Genomic DNA, 17,538 nt, shown 5'->3' with positions numbered 1-17,538 from the left:
GGCAGGCTTTCGCGCCGGATCGACCAGGCCACGCGATCCGTGACCGGACGACGAGCATCGCTTCGGTCACGGATCGCGTCGCGCAGGCGCCCTGCCTTCAGGACAGGGCCTGCCACCAAGGGTCGAGGGACGGTGGGACGGTGACGTCCACACGTTCGCCGGGGCGGGGGACGGCGAGGTTGACGTCACGGGCCTTGGCTTCGGCCCAGAGGCGGTCGACGGGCTCGGCCCACGGGTGCAGGGCCAGGTTGAAGGTGGCCCAGTGGACGGGGATGAGCAGGTCACCGCGCAGGTCGAGGTGGGCGGCGACGGCCTCCTCGGGGAACATGTGGATCTCGGGCCAGCCTTTGTCGTACGCACCGATCTGCATCAGCGTGGCGTCGAAGGGGCCGTGGCGCTCGCCGATGGCGGCGTAGCCGTCGAAGTAGCCGGAGTCGCCGGTGTAGAAGACCCGGCGCTGTTCGCCGGCGATCACCCAGGAGCTCCACAGGGTGCCGTTGCGGCGCAGCGTGCGGCCGGAGAAGTGGCGGGCCTCGGTGGCGGTGAGGGTCAGGCCCGCGACGTCGGCGCTCTCCTCCCAGTCCAGCTCGATGATCCGGGCGTCGGGCACGCCCCAGCGCTCCAGGTGCGCGCCCACGCCCAGCGGCACCAGGAACGGGGCCTGCTGGCTGCGGGTCAGTGCCTGCACGGTGGGCATGTCGAGGTGGTCGTAGTGGTCGTGCGAGATGACGATCGCGTCGAGCCGCGGCAGGTCGACCAGCGCCACCGGCATCGGGTGCAGGCGCTTCGGGCCGATGCCGGGGGTCGGCGAGCACCGGTCGCTCCACACCGGATCGAGCAGCACCCGGGCGCCCTCGATCTCGACCAGCACGGTGGCGTGGCCGTACCAGGTCAGGTGCAGTCCGTCGGTGGCCGTCCCGGCTGGGGCATCGCCGGTGACCAGGGGCACCGGGGCGCTCGGCCGGCGGCGCTCGCCACCGGTGAGGAACTCGCGCACGCTGGGGCGGCTCTCGCCGCCGACCATGGTGCGGGTGGGCGTGCTGTTCTGGAAGGAGCCATCACGGAAGTGCGGCGACTGGCGCACCCGCTCGGCGCGGGCTCCGCTGGGTGTCGCGCCCAGCGCGGCGAGGATCGCGGGCATCTCGGTGTCCTTAGTGGTCGGTGGACGGTCAGACGGGGAAGGTGACGCCGGTGAGCTGGAGGGACTCCTGCCAGAGGCGGCGCTGGGCGAGCTTGTCGTGCGAGCGGGCGGTGGAGCCGACGCGCTTCGGGAAGCCCTTGACCTCGCCGAGACCGTCCGGCCCGTAGTATTCCCCGCCACGCGCGAACGGATCGGTCGCCGCGCGCAGGGTCGGCAGCGCGCCGCGCTCGGCGCTCTGGGTGACCAGCGGCTCGAACAGCGGGTAGAGGAACCGGATCAGCGGCGGGGAGTTTCGCACGAGTTCGGTGCCCGCGCCGCCGGGGTGGGCGGCGAGCGCTGCGGTGTGTACGGCGGCGGTCTCCAGGCGGCGCTGCAGCTCGTACGTGAACATCAGGTTGGCCAGCTTCGAGGCCGCGTAGGCGCGGTGGCGGCCGTAGGAGCGCTCGGACTGCAGGTCGTCGAAGTCGAGCTGCCCGGTGCGGTGGCCCATGCTGCTGATGGTGACGACGCGGGAGCCGACGACCGGCAGGAGCCGGTCGAGCACCAGCCCGGTGAAGGCGAAGTGGCCCAGGTGGTTGGTGCCGAACTGCAGCTCGAAGCCGTCGGCGGTGGTGCTGCGCGGCGGCCACATCACGCCGGCGTTGTTGACCAGCAGGTCGATCTCGGGGTGGCGGCCGCGCAGCTCGGCGGCGGCCTCGCGGATCGAGGCGAGCGAGGACAGGTCCAGCCGCAGGAACTCGACGCGGGCGCCGGGGGTCGACGCGGTGAGCCGGGCGAGCGCGTCGCCGGCCCGGTCCGGGTTGCGGCAGGCCAGCACGACGGTCGCGCCGCGGCCGGCGAGCACCTTCGCGGCTTCGAAGCCGATGCCGGTGTTCGCGCCGGTGATCACGGCGACCCGGCCGGTCTGGTCGGGCACGTCCGCGGCGGTCCAGCGGCCCGCCGTGGTGGCTGTGGCGTTCATGGCGTCTCCTCGGAGTGCATATAATCGGAACGTGCGCCCCACTTACTATACGGAACGAGCGCCCCGGTTAGCCAGTGACCCACGTCTCCCCCGCCGGCCAACACGATGACCGGCGAAACCGTGCGACCGCTGCGCGCCGACGCCCGCCGCAACCGCGCCAAGGTGCTGCAGACCGCCTACGAGGTGTTCGCCGCCGAAGGTCTCGGTGTGCCGATCGACGAGATCGCCAGGCGGGCCGGGGTCGGCGCGGGCACCGTCTACCGGCACTTTCCCACCAAGGAGGCGCTGTACCAGGCGATCGTGGTGGACCGGGTGGAGTTTCTCGTGGGCAAGGCCCGCGAGCTGGCCGAGACCGCCGACCCGGGTGAGGCGTTCTTCGGCTTCTTCGACCTGATGACCTCCGCGGGCGCGACCGACAAGGGCCTGGTCGACGCGCTCGCTGGCGAGGGCTTCGACATCGAGGCCGCCATACCCGAGCACGAGCTGGCGTTCAAGGACGCGATGCGCGACCTGCTGGTCCGCGCCCAGGCCGCGGGCGCGGTCCGCGCCGACGTCACGGTCGCCGACGTCAAGACGCTCATGGTCGGCTGCCAGGCCATGCAGCGCTATGGCGGGGACGCCGCACCCGCGCGGGTGCTCGAGGTCGTCCGGGAAGGGCTGCGTCCCGCCCGCTGACCCCGGCGCGTCGCCCCGGGCAGGTCGTCGCGTTGCGGATGGACGTCACCGACCCGAGCGCTCTGCGAGGCGCCGCCACCGTTCCAAGCGGCCGCTGCCGCCGGAGAACGCGCGGTAGGCGTGTGTGGGCGTCACACATCTGCGCTACCCCGTACGCAACGACGCCAGGCCCTGATCGAACTCCTCGACCGGTGACCGGTGCCGGGCGGGATAAGTTCGGCCCATGAACAACTACGAGCACGTCGACGTCGGTGGGGTGCGGCTGGCATACCGGACGTGGGGTGAGCCGGACGCACCGCCGGTGATACTGCTGCACGGGATCGGCGGCGGTGGCCCGGGTGACTGGGACACCGTCGCGGAGCAGTTGGCCGACCGGTGGCGGGTGTATGCCGTCGACCAGCGCGGCCACGGCCGCGGCGACCGCACGGCCGGCTACGCGATCGACCTGCTCGTGGCCGACGTCGCCGGTCTGCTGGACGCGCTCGGGCTCAAGCGCGTCGCCGTGATCGGACACTCCCTCGGCGGCGTGGTGGCGTACCTGTTCGCGGCACGGTTCCCGGAGCGGGTCGACGCGCTGGTCGTGGAGGACGCGGGCCTGATGTACCCGCGCACCCCGGTGCCGCCCCAGCGTCCCGAAGGCGAGCTGTCCTTCGACTGGGACGCGGTCCTTGCGCTGCGCTCGCAGATCGACGAGCCCGATCCGCGCTGGCGCGACGAGGCTCGTGGCGTCACCGTGCCGACGCTGCTGATCTCCGGCGGCCCGGCCAGCCATGTGCGCCAGGAGACCATCGCCGAGCTGGCGCAGGCTCTGCCGCACGGCGAGCTGACCGTCATCGACGCCGGCCACCTGGTGCACCAGGAGCGGCCGGCCGAGTTCGTCGCCGCCGTGCGGGAGCTCCTCGCTACTTCCCGTACGTGACGTAGTCCTGGTCGTCGTCGGGCGGGTTGCCCAGCCGGCAGATCCGGCCGTACTTGGCCAGGACCAGGCGGCCGTCACGGGCGTCGGACTCGTCGTCGAAGACGTGCAGCACGTTGTCGTCGTCCTTGACCCGCCAGCCCTGCCCGCCGCCCATGTCGTTGACCTGCAGGTTGCCCCGGTCGTACGACGAGCAGGCGTCGTCCTCGCCCGCAATGGTGGTGCGCTTGCCGGACGAGTCACGCCAGTAGTCGAAGACGTAGGCGTTGGCGTCCTCGCGACCGTTGCCGCGCCCGATGAAGCAGTGCCGCTTGTAGCGCTGCGCCAGGGCCAGCCCTTGGTCGCCGATGTTCTCGCCGGGGCCGCCGTGCAGCCGCGCGACGATCTTCGAACCGTCCATGACCTGGTGGATGCCGGCCTCGTACTGCACGGTCAGGTTGTTCGGGTTGTAGGAGACGCAGTCGGCCGGCGACGGCCAGGACGGCGCGGCGGGCGACGGGCGCGCCGAGGTCCGCGCGGGTGACGGGGAAGCCGACTCGACGGGGGCGGCGGTCGGGCTGACCACGGTGGAGAACGTGGGCGCGGTGACCGGATCGTCCTTGTCGGAGCCACAGGCGGTGCCGGCGGCCAGCACGCAGGCGGCGGCCAGGAGAAGGCGAGGGGTGCGGCGCATGCCGGCAGCCTAGGCGCGCCCGCCCGCCGCCTCAGTCGCCTAACCGTCTCCGCTCCCGGATCGCGCCGATCCGACACACCCCCGCCGCCGGCGCAGTGCGACACGGCGCGGCACACCACCACCGCCGCGCCGCGCCACCACGCTGCGCCGGGTCAGTTCATGTGGGAGATCTGGATCAGGTTGCCGCAGGTGTCGTCGAGGACGGCGGTGGTGACCGGGCCCATCTCCAGTGGCGGCTGGGTGAAGACGACACCGAGCTTGGTCAGCCGCTCGTACTCGGCGTGCACGTCGGTCACGGCGAACGAGGTGAACGGGATGCCGTCATCGACCAGGGCCTCCTTGAACGGCTTGGCCGCCGGGTGCTGGTCGGGCTCCAGCACCAGCTCGACGCCGTCCGGCTCGTCCGGGGAGACGACGGTGAGCCAGCTGAACTCGCCCATCGGGATGTCGTTCTTCTTCACGAAGCCGAGCACGTCGGTGTAGAAGGCCAGCGCCTTGGCCTGGTCGTCGACGAGGATGCTGGCAAGGTGGATTCTCATGGATTCTCCTGTGGTCTGGTCCGGACCCAGCGCTCGGCGATCTGCGCGAGCGGGGTGGTGTCGAGGGTGTGGAACTTGTAGCGCCCCTCGCGGCGCGTACGCACCAGGCCCGCGGCCTCGAGCAACTCCAGGTGCTGCGAGACCGCCTGGCGCGAAGACGTGAACTGGTGTTTGGTGCCCAGCCGGGTGCATATCTCGAACAGGGTCTGGTCGTCGCGCTCGGCCAGCTCGTCGAGGATGTGCCGCCGGGTCGGGTCGGCCAGTGCTTTGAAGACGTCGCCCACGTCAACCACTATAGGCAAGTAACTGCTTGCCTATCAAGTCGCCCGGACGGCGAGCGCGACCGCACCTACCGTGACCCGGCCACCGGGTCGGGTAGGTTGCCGGAATGGTGACCTTCGAACCGGGTGAGCTGGTCTACGTCCGCCACTTCCAGAACACCCAGATCGGCGGCCTGTTCCGGATGCGGGCGGTCCGCCACGACGAGCGCGGCGCGCTGCTGTGGTGCGCCCACGGCACATGCGGCTGGCACCTGAACCGCCTCGACGACCGCCGGATGTCGCAGATCCCGCTCGCCGAGTGGGTCACCGGCCCCAAGCAGCCGATGCCGTTCGTCGCCCGCCACAGCGCGCTGTCCTGGCACCCCACGGGCGCCGACTACTCGGTCCGCTGGCTGTTCGACACCGACGGGCGCTTCCGCAGCTGGTACGTCAACCTGGAGCGGCCCGGCGTCGCCTGGCGCGACCCGCGGCTGGCCGGCCTGGACACCACCGACTGGGACCTCGACGTCTGGGTCGACGCCGACCGCACCTGGCGCTGGAAGGACGAGGACGTGTTCGCCGAGCGGCTGACGCAGCCCGAGCACTACTGGGTGGACGACGAGGCGCGGGTGCGCCGGGCGGGCCGGGAGGTGATCGACCTGGTCGAAGCGGGTGTCTTCCCGTTCGACGGGACCTGGTGCGACTACCGTCCCGACCCGTCCTGGGCCGCCGATACCGGCGACACTCCGCCGCCCGGCTGGGACCGCCCGCGGAGCTGGTGACGGCGGGAGCTACTGCCGATCCCGCCCGGGACCGTCCTTGACGATCGTCCACGGGCGCATCAGGTCGTCGTCCTCGTGTTCGAGGATGTGACAGTGGTGGATGTAGGTCGCCGGGAATTCGGCCCCGCTCCCCGGAATGGACGCGATGTCACCCGTCGGCGGGTAGATGTCCGGGATGATGATGCGGGTGACCATCTCCGAATAGGCTTTGACGACGTCCTTGCTGGACGCCACCTCGTCCGGGTCGGGCGGAATCGGTGGGCCGGTGAAGTAGTTCGCCAGCACCGGCAGGTCCTCCGGTTTGCGGCCGCCGAAGACCCACTTGTCGTACTGGGCCTGGTAGCCGGCCGCGTCGATCGGCTGCCTGTTCAGCACCTGGAAGTTGACGAGGTGGACATGCATCGGGTGGGCGTCGTGGTTGGGATTGACATACTCCCAGACCTCGGTCGAGCCCGCCTTGACGAAGTCCTGCGACGGCTCCATGAACGGCACCGCATTGAGCGTCATGGTGGCGAAGAGCTCATGCTGGTAGATGACCCATTGCCGCCGCCGGGTGCGCGGTGTCGGCTCGACGGAGGCGACCGTCGGCAACGTGAGTTTGTCGGGCGGCGTCGTCTTGTCCCCGCCTCCGGACAATCGTTTGGTGACCTGGAACTGCATGACTTCGGAGATCTCCGGTCCTTCGCCGGGGATGCCGGGGAAGTGGACCGGCGCGTTGTAGTTCGTCATCGTGACTTTCGTGCCCATGGGCAGCTGGCTGAAGTCGATGAGCAGGTCGTATCGTTCGGCCGGCGAGATCAGGAAGTTGAGCATCGGCAGCGGGTCACGCAGGCCGCAGTCGGTGCCGATCAGCCAGAACGGCAACTGGGGCTGAGGCAGCACCTCCCTGGGAGTGACGTCGAACCTCAGCCGCCAGAAGCGCTCGTTCGAACCGTTGAGGATGCGCAGCCGGTAGCGGCGCGGCTCGACGGCCAGGAACGGGTACGCCTTGCCGTTGACGACGGGGGTGTCCTCGCCTTCCTGCAGGGTCATGGTGTAGGCGAGCGAGCCGTCCCGGTGGAAGGTCCGGTCCTGCAGGATCAGGGGGACCTCGAACTCGCCTCGGGGCAGCCCGAGCCGCTCTTCGGCGCGGTCGCGGATGAAGTAGAGACCGGCCAGGCCCGCATAGACGTTGAGGCTGGTCATCCCCATGCCGTGATCGTGATACCAGAGCATGGCCGCACGCTCGTGGTTGGTGTAGCCGTAGATCGCTTCGTTGCGTTTGACCCGGCTCGGTTCCAGGGTGGTGTAGCCGTCGGCGTGGATGCCGTCCGGGCTGAACGACTGATGCGGCATGCCGTCGGACTGTGGCGGTGTGAAACCGCCGTGCTGGTGTACGACGTTCCACACGTTGACGTTCTTGGGAAACGGCGGGTGGGCGTGGTACGGCGGCGGAGGGGTCGGGGTGAGCTGGGGGTTCCCGCCCCGAATTTCCTCGATCACGCTCTGGAACAGGTGAGTGGTCGGCAGCTTGTTGCGGTACTTGACGACCGTCGGACGGTCCCTGGTCGCGCTGAAGGTCGGCCCGAGATAGCCCATGCCGATCGGTCGGTGCGCATGGTGCGGGTTCTTGGCCCAGTAACCCCACACCGTGGCCGGCCCGAGATCCCGGTGAAAGCGCCACTTGCCCGGCCGCATCGTGTATTCGTAGTAGTCGGCGCCGGGGTAGACGGAAGGATCCGGGACGGCTGTCATCGGTATGGGCAGCGGGTCGACGAACCTCTTCAGCGGAGGGGTCCGCGGTATCGCGGTGTCCGCGTTCCCATGACCCCCGTGTCCTCCGTGACCCCCGTGACCCCCGTGGCCACCCCGGTCAGGCGACGCCTGCGCCTGCGCTCCCAGCACTCCCCCGGGAATCATGGCCGCGCCTCCGACGGCACCGGCCACGAGCAACTGCCTTCGCCCAACCATCTGATCCAACTTTCACTCGCATCCGTAAACGCCGAGCAGAGTGGCTTCGATCGACGACCACGGCTCGCGCTGAATCGAGCCTATGGGCCGCTGAACTGGAGTTTCGGCTGCGCCACGCTGGTGGATGTCGGGTCGGCGCCTTTCGCGAGGGCGTCTCGACGCGGCCCGAACGCCTCGTCGAGGAACGCCAGACGTACGGCGTCCTGGACGGCTTCGCCGCCCTCGTGGCCGTTGAACGGGTACACCTCGATGCGCTTCGGTCCCGCGTAGCGGTGATAGGCGGCGTAGACCGTCGACGGGGGGCAGCTCGCGTCCATGTGCGCGACGCTGAACAGCGCGGGAGCCGTCGCCCGCCCGGCGAACAGCACGCCGTCGCAGTAGGACAGCGTCCGGAAAGCCTGCTCCTCGTGGTCGCGGTGCACCGCGAGATACGAGGTGACCTCGCGGTACGGCCCGGCGGTGGCGAGTTCCGCGCCGCGCCGGTGGTCGCACAGGAACGGCACGTCCGGCGCGACGGCGACCAGGTCCGGCACGAGTGCCCCGACGGCCAGGGCCAGCCCGCCGCCCTGGCTCTCCCCCGTCACCGCGACCCGTGACACGTCCACCAGCGGAAAAGCACGCGCGGCCGCGACGGCCCGGACCGCGTCGGTGATGACCCGGCGGTAGTAGTGCGTGTGCGGGTCGAGCACGCCGCGGGTCATGAAGCCGGGATGCTGCGGACTCGTCCCCTCGGGATCGGAGGTGTCGCCGTGGCGCCAGCCGCTGCCCTGGCCGCGGACGTCCATGAACAGGTGGGCGTAGCCGGACGCGGCGTAGAGCAGGCACTCGTGCGGAAGCCCTCGGCCGCCGCCGTAGCCGGGGAACTCGACCACGCAGGGCAGCGGCTCGGTGGTTCCGGCGGGCAGGGCCAACCAGGCCTTGACGGGGTGCCCGCCGAACCCGGCGAAGGTGACGTCGTGGACCTCGATCGTGCGCCGCCACACGGAGGTGAACCGCGCGTCCAGCGGGAACGCGCTCGCCTCGGTGAGCGTGCGCGCCCAGAACTCGTCGAAGTCGTCCGGCGCCCGCAGCGAGCTGCGGTACTCCCCCGGGTTCGGCTCGGTGATCGGCACGGCTATCCCTTGAGACCCGTGTGCGCCAGGCCCTCGATGAACTGGCGTTGCGCGATCACGAACACCACCAGCACCGGCAGGGCCGTCAGCGAGGCCGCGGACAGCTGGATGTCCCACATCGGACCGCCGTACGCGTCGACGAACTGGGTCAGCGCCTGCGGCAGGGTGAACATCTCCGAACTGGACAGGAACACGATCGGTTCCAGGTAGAGGTTCCAGCTGTGCAGGAACGTGAAGATGGCGACCGCGCCCAGGGCCGGGCGGGCCAGCGGCAGCGCGATCAGCCGGAAGATCGCGAAGCGGCCGAGGCCGTCGACCTTCGCCGCCTCCTCCAGCTCGCCGGGCAGGGCGAGGAAGAACTGCCGCATGATGAACGTGGCCAGCACGCTGGGCGCGCCGAGGATCGGCACCAGGATCAGCGGCCAGTGGGTGTCGACCATGCCCCAGGCGTCGAACATCTTGAACAGCGGCACGATGGTGACCTCGCTCGGGATGAGCAGGCCGACCAGGATCACCACGAACCAGGCGTTCGCGCCTCTGAACCTGATCCGCGCGAACGCGTATCCGGCCAGCGACGACACCGCGAGCGTGCCCACGGTGACCAGCGCCGCGATGTACATGCTGTTGAAGTACTGGCGGGCGAACGGCTGCAGTTCGAAGGCCTTGGCGTAAGCGTCGAAGCTGACGTCGCTCGGCCACAGCGTCGGCGGGAACGCGAAGATGTCGCCGACCGGCTTGAGCGACGAGGTCACCATCCACCAGGTCGGGAACAGGAACGGCAGCGCCAGCAGGCACAGCACGCCGTACACGGCGGTCTTGGCCCTACGACTCATGGAACACCCACTTCCGGCGCATACGCCACTGCACCAGGGTCAGCAGCAGCACGATCAGGAACAGCAGCACGGACAGGGTGGCCCCGTATCCGAAGTGGTGGAACTGGAACGCCTGCTGGTAGAGGTAGTAGACGAGCACCGTGGTGGAGGTTCCCGGGCCGCCCTGGGTGAGCACCGCGATCTGCGCGAACACCTGCAGCGAGCCGACCACGGTGATGATCGACGTGAGCAGGATGGTCGGGCTGATCATCGGCACGGTGATGCTGAGGAACTGCCGGCGGCGGCCGGCGCCGTCGACGGTGGCGGCCTCGTACAGGTTGGCGGGCACGCCCTGCAGCGCGGCCAGGAACAGCACCATGTTCAGGCCGACGTTCTTGACCACCTGCACCACGATCACCGAGATCATGGCGGTGGCGTCGCCGCGCAGCCAGTTCGGCCCGTCCACGCCGACGGTCTCCAGCAGGCCGTTGATGCCGCCGTTGTCCTGCAGCAGGAAGCTCCACACGATGGTCCAGGCGACCAGGCTCACCACGACCGGCGAGAAGAACACCGTCCGGAAGAACACCGTGCCGCGCAGCCGCTGGTTGAGCAGCACCGCGAGCAGCAGCGCCAGGCTCAGGTTGAGCACGACCAGCCCGGCCGAGAAGAAGCCCGTGGCGATCAGCGCGTCGGCGAGCTTCGGGTCGTCGGCCAGGGCCTGGTAGTTCTCCCCGCCGACGAAGGTGAACGTGTCGGCGAGCACGTTCCACTCGTGCAGGCTGTACCAGAACACCAGGCCCAGCGGCACGAACACGAACAGCAGCGAGCCGATGAGCTGAGGGGCGATGAACAGGTAGCCGGCGAGGGTGTCGCGCCGGCTACCCGTCCAGAAGCGAGTGCTCACTTGGCCAGTAGGGGGTTGATGGCCGAGCACACGCCGCCGAGGACCGCCTTGACGTCGGCGTCGGGCTTCCACAGCGGGTCGAGCGCGGCCCGCACCGCCTGGGCGATCTCGGCCTGGCCGGTGTGGCTGGGCTTGACGACGCCGCTGGAGATGCCGTCGATGACGACCTGCTGCAGCTGCTCGGGCTTGAGCAGCGGGTTGGTCTTGGCGAGGGTCTCGGCGGTGAGCAGCGAGGTGCGCGGCGGCGGGAAGTACGCCGCGAGCTTGGCGGAGTTGTCGGGGTTGGTGAAGAAGGCGAGGAAGTCGGCGGCGACGTCGGCGTTCTTGCCCTTCTTCAGCGCGCCGAGCCCGGCCTGCCCGATCACGGCGTACTCGCCCTTCGGCCCGGTCGGCAGCGGGACCAGGTCCCAGCCGAACTTGGCGTCCTTGAGCAGCGACGTCCGGGAGATCTGGGTGATCGTCATGGCGGCTTCACCGGCGAAGAAGTCGGCGGTGGTGCCGGGGCCGGGCAGCGCCTTGCCGGTGAAGATCGCATGGTGCAGGAAGGTCATCGCGTCGACCATCGGCTGCTGGTCGAACCCGCACGTCTTGCCGTCCGCGCTCCACGCCTGCGCGCCCCAGCCCGACCACACGGTCGACAGGTTGTCCCAGCCCTTGTAGTCGAAGTCGCGTACGACCAGCCCGGCCTTGCCGCTCTTGGCCGACGACGCCGCGGCGACCGCGACCGCCTTCTCCCAGGTCCACTGGTTGGCGGCGATCAGCTCGGCCGGGGTCTGCTGCCCGGCCGCCTTGACCATGTCGTTGTTGACGAACACGCCGAAGGGCGAGGTCGAGAAGGGGTACGCGAACAGCTTGCCGTCGGCCTGCCACAGCTTCGTCGCGGCCGGGCTGAGGTCGGCGGTGTTGTAGCCGTCGGCCTTGGCCAGGGTGTCGTCCAGCGGCAGCAGCGCGCCCGAGCCGACGAAGTCCGGGGCCGAGTTCTCCAGCAGCCAGGCCAGGTCCGGGCCGTTGCCGCCGGCGATCTGCGTGGTCAGGGTGGTGGTGTAGCTCTCGAACGGGATCGGGTCGAACTTGATCTCGGTGACCCGCGGGTTCTTCGCCCGGTAGGCGTCGGCGATCTCGTTGAACAGCTTCAGGTGCGCCTCGTTCGAGGACCACACCGTCATCCGCAGCGACACGGGGCCGGTGCTCGGCTCCTCCTCACCGCCGCAGGCGGCCAGTCCGAGGGCGAGCACGCCGGCGATCGCGGCGGCGAGAAGTGCGCGTATCTTCATCGTGAACTCCAACTCAAGGTGGCCGGTCAGTAGCCGGAGACGTCGGGCCAGCGCAGTTCGACGCCGTCCCGGATGAGCTGTGCCTGGAACCCGGAAAGCTGCTCCGGGGTGTTGCGCACGCCGCGCGGCGTCTGGCCCTGGTTCAGGCAGTACGCCGCGAGCGCCCCCGCCACCTCGCCCACGTTCCACTCGACCGGGTGCAGCCGGTACGAGCCGTTGGTGATGTGCGTGGTGCCGATGTTCTTGCCCGCGGGCAGCAGGTTCTCCATCCGGCGCGGGATGAGCGCGCCGAGCGGGATCTCGAAGGGACACGAGCCGACGTCGATGTAGTTGTCGCCGCCGGTCGAGGGGTGCAGGTCGATGCGGTACATGCCGACCCCGACCGCGTCGGGGTACTCCACCGCGCCCTTGTCGCCGCGTACGGCCAGCGACAGGTCCTGCTCGACGACGGTGTACTCGGCCCGGATGCGCCGTGACTCCCGGATGTAGGGGGCCATGGCCAGGCCGTCGGCGCCGCCGGTGACGTCGCCGCGCAGCCGCAGTCCGGGGAATCCGGCCTCGGTCTGCAGCCAGTAGAGGACCGACAGCGACAGCTGCTTCGCGTTGGCGAGGTGGGTGTCGGCGTCGGGCACGTCGATGACCGGGCTCTCGAAGTAGTCGATCATCGGCCAGTTGACCAGGCAGATGTCGCTCTCGTAGGCCCCGGGCGTGAACAGCTTGCGGGCCGCGATGCGCCGGAACGTCCACAGGTTGCCGTCGCCGGGGTTGACCCGCTGGTCGGCGACGACCGCCAGCGGGTCGTCGTCGGGGTTCGGGGTGAAGCTGCGCTCGCTGATCGCGAGGGTGCGCGGGTTCGGCGAGCGGAACGACAGCAGCCGGTCGCCCCAGAAGTCCGGCTGGTACGCGCGCCAGAAGTCGTACTGCGCGGGCTTGTCGATGGTGTTGTCGCCGTCGACGTGGTCGACCGCGAAGCACACCGACACCGCCTGCATGTTCATCGGCTGCGCCTCGTCCGGCGCGCTCGGCTCGCCGGTCTCGTGCTGCGACTCGAAACCGGTGACGTACTCGGTGCCGGTCAGCGGCAGCAGCTCCCCGGTCTCGGTCGCGTCGAGGGTGTACGCGGCCTCGATCGTGAGCCGGTCGCCGGTGCGCACGTGCTCGACGGTCACCGCGGTGACCCGGTCGCCGTCGGTGTCGGCCGCGACCGGCCGGTACGGCTGCAGCACCGTCAACCGGCCCGACGACCGGTACGGGGCCAGCATCGACTCGATCACCGCGACCGCGACCCGGGGCTCGTGGCACAGCCGGCTGACGTGGCCGCCGCCCGGGTTCAGTTCGCGCCACGCCCGCGCGGCCGGGATCAGCGGGTAGTGGGCCCGGTAGTAGTCGCGGATGCCTTCGCGCAGCGCGCGGTAGCTCGCCGTGACGCCGAACTGCTCGACCCAGCTGTGCTCGTCGGGCGGCACGGCCTGGCTGGTCAGCTGCCCGCCGAGCCAGTCGTATTCCTCGGTCAGCACCACCCGGCGTCCGGCGCGCAGCGCGCCCAGCGCCGCGGCCACCCCGCCGAGGCCGCCCCCGACCACCAGAATCTCGGCCTGCATCGTCAGTTACCTCTTTCGCTGAGCGTCTCGCCGGGCACGACCTCGCACGGCAGCAGGCGCTGCCGGTCACCGGGCGTGCCCTCGATCAGCGCGGTCAGGACCTCGACGGCCTGCGCGCCCATGGCCTGGCGCGGAATGCGCAGGCTGGTGAACTCCACCGCGGTCGGCAGTGCGGCCCGGGTCGGTTCCCCGAGCGTGGCCACCGACAGCTCCACCCCGCGCGAGCGGGCCAGTTCGAACAGCGCGACGCCGTCGGCGTGCTCCTCGGCCACCACCGCGGTCACCCCCGCGGCCAGCGTCGCGTCGAGCACGGCCGCGGTGTCCCGCACGGGTTCACCCTCGGCGGGCGGCACGTGGTGCTCGCCGTACACCCCGGCCGCTGCGACGGCTTCGCGGAAGCCGCGACCACGGTCGGCCCACGACTCCGGACCTGCGCCCAGGCCCAGGTAAGCCAGCCGGTCGTGGCCCAGGGCGACCGCCCGGCGCACGATCTCCGCGGTCGCCGCGGCGTAGTCCGCGCCGACGTAGGGCACCGGGCCACCCGCGTCGTCGCGTCGGCCGATGGATACGAACGGGATCTCCTCGGCCAGCAGCCGGGCCAGGTCGGCGCGGTCGATGGTGCGACCGAGCAGGATGCTGCCGTCGGCCAGGCGCAGCCGGTTGTCGCCGTGGAAGATGCGCCGCCGCCCGTCGACCACCGGCGTGCTGGTCATCAGCAGCAGGTCGCAGCCGAGCACCTCGGCCTGCTGCTCGATGCCGACCAGGAACGGGTGGTAGAAGTCGCTGTTCGCGCTGGGGAACACCGGCTCGTAGGTGAACACGCCGATGATGCGGTTGTGCCGTGCGGCCAGCCGCCGGGCGATCGGGTCGGCCACGTAGCCGGTCTCGGCGATGGCCCGCAGCACCTTCTCGCGGGTCTCCGCCGAGAGCTTGACGTCGGCGTCGGACCGTCCGTTGAGGACGAGCGAGACGGTCGCCTGGCTCACGCCGGTCATGCGGGCGATGTCCTGCTGGGTCACCCGCCTGCGGGCTCCGGTCACGGTGCGTGTCCAATCCTCGGGCTAATGCGCATTAGTTGGTTCGGTGAGATGAGATCCTGCGGCCTTGCGGGCGCTTCGTCAAGGCCCACAACGAAAATCGTGCGCGCAGAAGTTCCTGAACTAATTCGTATTAGCCCCTTGACGTCCGCGCGCCGCGAGCCCGAGACTCACCGTTACTTTCGGTTATATCCATCGATGGGAGGCACCACCGATGAAACCGCTCCTCAACCGCAGGCAACTCCTGGTCGCGGGCGCAGCCGCCGCGGCCGGCGGGCTCACCGGGACGGTACTGGGCAGCCCGGCCCACGCCGCCCCCGCGGGTTTTCCGACGTACCAGTACCTCGGGACCCCGTTCAACAAGGCGAACCTGCGCTACAACCCCACCGGCGAGCTGATCTTCCCATGCATCCGCGGGGTGTACGACAAGATCGCCTCACCGCTGGGCAGGTACTACCTGTACTACGCCCCGCACGACTCGCCCGGCGGCATCTGCCTGGCCTACGGCAACTCCCTGAGCGGCCAGTTCACCGAGTACCCGAACAACCCGATCATCTCGAACAACTGGGCGCCGCACTACTCGGTGAGCCACGTGTCGTCGTCGCACGTCATCTGGAACGCCGCGAACAGCAAGTTCTACCTGTACTTCCACGGCGAGAACAACACGACCCGGATGGCCTGGTCCACCGACGGCGTGCACTTCACCTACTTCGGACGGGTGCTGCACACCGGCGTCATCCCGAACTGCACCGAGACGTCGTACGCCCGCGTCTTCGAGCACACCGTGCCCGGCCTGGGCAACAAGTACGTGATGGTGTTCATGGGCGTCACCTCGGGCACCCGCAAGATCTTCTGGGGTTGGTCCAACGACGGCAAGACCTGGTCCTACGACCCGACCCCGCTGGTCACCCCCGGCCCCGACGGGCAGGTCGACATCGCCGCGCCGCACATCCTCAAGCGCAACAACACCACGTACGTCGTCTACCACGGCAACGGCGGCGACATGTACCTCACCGAGGTCGGCAACAGCTTCGACCGCGAGGTCCACCTCGGCGTCTTCCACTACGCCATGGACGCCGGGCCCGACCGGGGCCGCAGCGCCGCCGCGAGCTTCGGCACCGACGGCGGCGTGGAGTACATGTTCTACGAGGCCGGTCCCCGCCTCGACGCGACCATCGCGGTGGCCCGGGCAGTCTGAGCCGACGGGCAAGATCGCCTTTTCCGCTCGGAAGGTGCAGCCAGACCGCATTTTCCGAGCGGAAACAGCGATCTCGTTGCCACCCACGCGATATTCGCCACTGCCGCCGCACGGCGAAGGCGGCTACGGTCGCTGGCGTGACCCCCGACTCCTGGTTCCTGTCCGCCGACGAGCGCGGCAACCCGGCCACCGGCATCGACCGGCGCCGCGCGGACGGCCTCGCCTGGAGCCGGGGCAACCTGGCCCGCCCGCTGGTGCACGGGGCGGCATACTTCAGCGAACTCGTCGCCGTGCTCGACGGCACGCGGGCCGGGGACGTCGTCATGTTCACCGACTGGCGCGGCGACCCGGACGAGCAGCTCGACGGGCCGCGTACCCAGGTCACCAAGGTGCTCGGCGACGCCGCGCGACGCGGAGTGCAGGTGTACGGCCTGCTGTGGCGCTCGCACCCCGACTGGCTGCACTTCAGCTCGCCGCAGAACCGCCAGCTCGCCGAGGAGCTGCAGGCCGCGGGCGCGCACGTGCTGCTCGACATGCGGGTGCGTTTCGGCGGCTCGCACCACCAGAAGCTGTTCGTGGTACGCCACCCGGGCCACCCGGAACGCGACGTCGCCTTCGTCGGCGGCATCGACCTGTGCCGCGGCCGCAACGACGACGCCGAACACCACGGCGACCCGCTCGCCCCGCCGATGGCCGAGGTCTACGGTCCGAACCCGCCCTGGCACGACATCCAGCTGGAGCTGCGCGGACCGGCGGTCGGCGACATCGAGCACGTGTTCCGGGAACGCTGGGACGACCCCAGCGCGCTGTCGCTCAACGTCGCGGACCTCGTCCGCGACAAACTGTCCCGGCTGCGCACCGAGGTCCCCGCCCTGCCCCCGCCGCTGCCCGACCCGCCCCGGCAGGGCCCGCACAGCGTGCAGACGCTGCGCACGTACCCGCGGCGGCGGCTCGGGCGCTACCCGTTCGCGCCGCGCGGTGAGCGCAGCATCGCCCGCGGATACCTCAAGGCGCTCGCCCGTGCCGAGAAGCTCATCTACGTCGAGGACCAGTACCTGTGGTCGGCCCGGGTCATCCACCCGTTCGCGCAGGCGCTGCGGAACAACCCCGAGCTGCGGCTGATCTGCGTGGTGCCGCTCGCGCCGGACGCGGCCTCCCCCGCCATCTCCCGCGCCGAGTCCTGGGGACGCAAGCAGGCCATGAAGGTGCTGGGCAAGGCGGGAGGCGACCGGGTCGCGGTGTACGGCCTGGAGAACGCCGCCGGGACGCCGATCTACGTGCACGCCAAGTCCTGCATCGTCGACGACGTCTGGGCGACGGTCGGGTCGGACAACTTCAACCTGCGGTCGTGGACCTACGACTCGGAACTGACCTGCGCCGTGGTGGACGAGTCGCCCGAACCGGCGTACGCCCGCGACTTGCGCTTGGAGCTGATGAGCGAGCACCTCGGCGGGGCCGGCGACCCGCCGGACCCGCGGCTGGGCGATGCGCGGGCGGCGTTCGACCTGTTCGCCGCCGCAGCCCGGCAGCTGGACGAATGGCACGCGTCCGGCCAGGTCGGCCCGCGCCCGCGGACCCGGCTGCGCCGCTACGATCCGCCGAAGGTCCGCGGCTGGCGACGGCTGCCCGCCCGGCTGGTCTACGAACTGATCTGCGACCCCGACGGCCGACCCAGCACCATGCGGGTGCGCAACCGCTTCTGA

The 17,538-nt window shown here is 70.3% G+C and carries 17 protein-coding genes; 5 read left to right on the top strand and 12 right to left on the bottom strand.

Annotated elements, in window-relative coordinates; genetic code table 11:
• Window positions 1-97 precede the first annotated feature (97 nt).
• Together FLL47_RS38580 and FLL47_RS38575 are read right to left on the bottom strand one after the other, a co-directional pair.
• Window positions 98-1,141, bottom strand: coding sequence for an MBL fold metallo-hydrolase (locus tag FLL47_RS38580; RefSeq protein WP_144127618.1), 1,044 nt, complete (start codon window positions 1,139-1,141; stop codon window positions 98-100).
• Between the two features lie 28 nt (window positions 1,142-1,169).
• Entirely contained in the window at window positions 1,170-2,102 is a 933-nt protein-coding gene (locus FLL47_RS38575; RefSeq protein ID WP_144127617.1) for an SDR family NAD(P)-dependent oxidoreductase, read from the bottom strand.
• A gap of 120 nt (window positions 2,103-2,222) precedes the next feature.
• Between FLL47_RS38575 and FLL47_RS38570 the strand changes: the two genes are divergently transcribed.
• Together FLL47_RS38570 and FLL47_RS38565 are read left to right on the top strand one after the other, a co-directional pair.
• The gene (locus FLL47_RS38570) at window positions 2,223-2,777 is read left to right on the top strand and encodes a TetR/AcrR family transcriptional regulator (protein WP_222106394.1); all 555 of its coding nucleotides are present in this window, start codon (window positions 2,223-2,225) and stop codon (window positions 2,775-2,777) included.
• A gap of 223 nt (window positions 2,778-3,000) precedes the next feature.
• A complete protein-coding gene (locus FLL47_RS38565; protein WP_144127615.1) occupies window positions 3,001-3,696 on the top strand; it encodes an alpha/beta fold hydrolase in 696 nt (231 codons plus the stop codon).
• Here the strand turns inward: FLL47_RS38565 and FLL47_RS38560 are convergent.
• The 3 genes from FLL47_RS38560 to FLL47_RS38550 all read right to left on the bottom strand — a co-directional run bounded on the left by FLL47_RS38560 (window position 3,680) and on the right by FLL47_RS38550 (window position 5,198).
• Window positions 3,680-4,366: a hypothetical protein gene (locus FLL47_RS38560; RefSeq protein ID WP_144127614.1), complete on the bottom strand. Its 687-nt coding sequence runs from the start codon at window positions 4,364-4,366 to the stop codon at window positions 3,680-3,682. The two genes, FLL47_RS38565 and FLL47_RS38560, sit on opposite strands and share 17 nt — an antisense overlap.
• A gap of 152 nt (window positions 4,367-4,518) precedes the next feature.
• Window positions 4,519-4,905: a VOC family protein gene (locus FLL47_RS38555; protein WP_144127613.1), complete on the bottom strand. Its 387-nt coding sequence runs from the start codon at window positions 4,903-4,905 to the stop codon at window positions 4,519-4,521.
• Entirely contained in the window at window positions 4,902-5,198 is a 297-nt protein-coding gene (locus tag FLL47_RS38550; RefSeq protein WP_246159250.1) for an ArsR/SmtB family transcription factor, read from the bottom strand. Before FLL47_RS38550 ends, FLL47_RS38555 begins: the two co-directional genes overlap by 4 nt.
• Window positions 5,199-5,293: 95 nt before the next feature.
• Between FLL47_RS38550 and FLL47_RS38545 the strand changes: the two genes are divergently transcribed.
• On the top strand, window positions 5,294-5,947 hold the full coding sequence (locus FLL47_RS38545) for a ribonuclease FAU-1 family protein (protein WP_186316166.1): 654 nt from the start codon (window positions 5,294-5,296) through the stop codon (window positions 5,945-5,947).
• A 9-nt stretch (window positions 5,948-5,956) separates the two neighbouring features.
• Here the strand turns inward: FLL47_RS38545 and FLL47_RS38540 are convergent, their stop codons facing one another.
• From FLL47_RS38540 to FLL47_RS38510, 7 genes are all read right to left on the bottom strand, one after another.
• Entirely contained in the window at window positions 5,957-7,681 is a 1,725-nt protein-coding gene (locus FLL47_RS38540; RefSeq protein ID WP_222106393.1) for a multicopper oxidase family protein, read from the bottom strand.
• A gap of 296 nt (window positions 7,682-7,977) precedes the next feature.
• Window positions 7,978-9,009 carry an acetylxylan esterase gene (locus tag FLL47_RS38535; protein WP_246159236.1) on the bottom strand — a complete coding sequence of 344 codons (1,032 nt, stop codon included), beginning with the start codon at window positions 9,007-9,009 and terminating at the stop codon, window positions 7,978-7,980.
• A 2-nt stretch (window positions 9,010-9,011) separates the two neighbouring features.
• Entirely contained in the window at window positions 9,012-9,842 is an 831-nt protein-coding gene (locus FLL47_RS38530; RefSeq protein WP_144127612.1) for a carbohydrate ABC transporter permease, read from the bottom strand.
• A complete protein-coding gene (locus tag FLL47_RS38525) occupies window positions 9,832-10,725 on the bottom strand; it encodes a carbohydrate ABC transporter permease (RefSeq protein ID WP_186316165.1) in 894 nt (297 codons plus the stop codon). The genes FLL47_RS38530 and FLL47_RS38525 overlap by 11 nt, the downstream gene beginning before the upstream one ends.
• The gene (locus FLL47_RS38520; protein ID WP_144127610.1) at window positions 10,722-11,999 is read right to left on the bottom strand and encodes an ABC transporter substrate-binding protein; all 1,278 of its coding nucleotides are present in this window, start codon (window positions 11,997-11,999) and stop codon (window positions 10,722-10,724) included. The genes FLL47_RS38525 and FLL47_RS38520 overlap by 4 nt, the downstream gene beginning before the upstream one ends.
• 26 nt (window positions 12,000-12,025) lie before the next feature.
• Entirely contained in the window at window positions 12,026-13,600 is a 1,575-nt protein-coding gene (locus FLL47_RS38515; protein ID WP_144127609.1) for an FAD-dependent oxidoreductase, read from the bottom strand.
• Between the two features lie 2 nt (window positions 13,601-13,602).
• Window positions 13,603-14,619, bottom strand: a complete 1,017-nt coding sequence (locus FLL47_RS38510; protein ID WP_246159234.1) for a LacI family DNA-binding transcriptional regulator — start codon at window positions 14,617-14,619, stop codon at window positions 13,603-13,605.
• A 232-nt stretch (window positions 14,620-14,851) separates the two neighbouring features.
• Between FLL47_RS38510 and FLL47_RS38505 the strand changes: the two genes are divergently transcribed.
• Together FLL47_RS38505 and FLL47_RS38500 are read left to right on the top strand one after the other, a co-directional pair.
• The gene (locus tag FLL47_RS38505) at window positions 14,852-15,835 is read left to right on the top strand and encodes a hypothetical protein (RefSeq protein ID WP_144127607.1); all 984 of its coding nucleotides are present in this window, start codon (window positions 14,852-14,854) and stop codon (window positions 15,833-15,835) included.
• A 137-nt stretch (window positions 15,836-15,972) separates the two neighbouring features.
• Window positions 15,973-17,538 (top strand): phospholipase D family protein, encoded by a 1,566-nt coding sequence (locus tag FLL47_RS38500; RefSeq protein WP_144127606.1) that lies wholly within the window; start codon window positions 15,973-15,975, stop codon window positions 17,536-17,538.

Source organism: Catellatospora sichuanensis (assembly GCF_007483665.1).
GTDB classification, from domain to species: Bacteria; Actinomycetota; Actinomycetes; order Mycobacteriales; family Micromonosporaceae; genus Catellatospora; species Catellatospora sichuanensis.
The sequence above is the reverse complement of the archived record's forward strand: the minus strand, read 5'-3'. Positions and strand labels throughout refer to the sequence as shown.

Coding starts and splice junctions, on each gene's coding strand:
- FLL47_RS38580 (WP_144127618.1), bottom strand. CDS start 1,141: ATGCCCGCGATCCTCGCCGCGCTGGGCGCGACACCCAGCGGAGCCCGC.
- FLL47_RS38515 (WP_144127609.1), bottom strand. CDS start 13,600: ATGCAGGCCGAGATTCTGGTGGTCGGGGGCGGCCTCGGCGGGGTGGCC.
- FLL47_RS38560 (WP_144127614.1), bottom strand. CDS start 4,366: ATGCGCCGCACCCCTCGCCTTCTCCTGGCCGCCGCCTGCGTGCTGGCC.
- FLL47_RS38540 (WP_222106393.1), bottom strand. CDS start 7,681: ATGACAGCCGTCCCGGATCCTTCCGTCTACCCCGGCGCCGACTACTAC.
- FLL47_RS38545 (WP_186316166.1), top strand. CDS start 5,294: ATGGTGACCTTCGAACCGGGTGAGCTGGTCTACGTCCGCCACTTCCAG.
- FLL47_RS38575 (WP_144127617.1), bottom strand. CDS start 2,102: ATGAACGCCACAGCCACCACGGCGGGCCGCTGGACCGCCGCGGACGTG.
- FLL47_RS38505 (WP_144127607.1), top strand. CDS start 14,852: ATGAAACCGCTCCTCAACCGCAGGCAACTCCTGGTCGCGGGCGCAGCC.
- FLL47_RS38520 (WP_144127610.1), bottom strand. CDS start 11,999: ATGAAGATACGCGCACTTCTCGCCGCCGCGATCGCCGGCGTGCTCGCC.
- FLL47_RS38530 (WP_144127612.1), bottom strand. CDS start 9,842: ATGAGTCGTAGGGCCAAGACCGCCGTGTACGGCGTGCTGTGCCTGCTG.
- FLL47_RS38555 (WP_144127613.1), bottom strand. CDS start 4,905: ATGAGAATCCACCTTGCCAGCATCCTCGTCGACGACCAGGCCAAGGCG.
- FLL47_RS38565 (WP_144127615.1), top strand. CDS start 3,001: ATGAACAACTACGAGCACGTCGACGTCGGTGGGGTGCGGCTGGCATAC.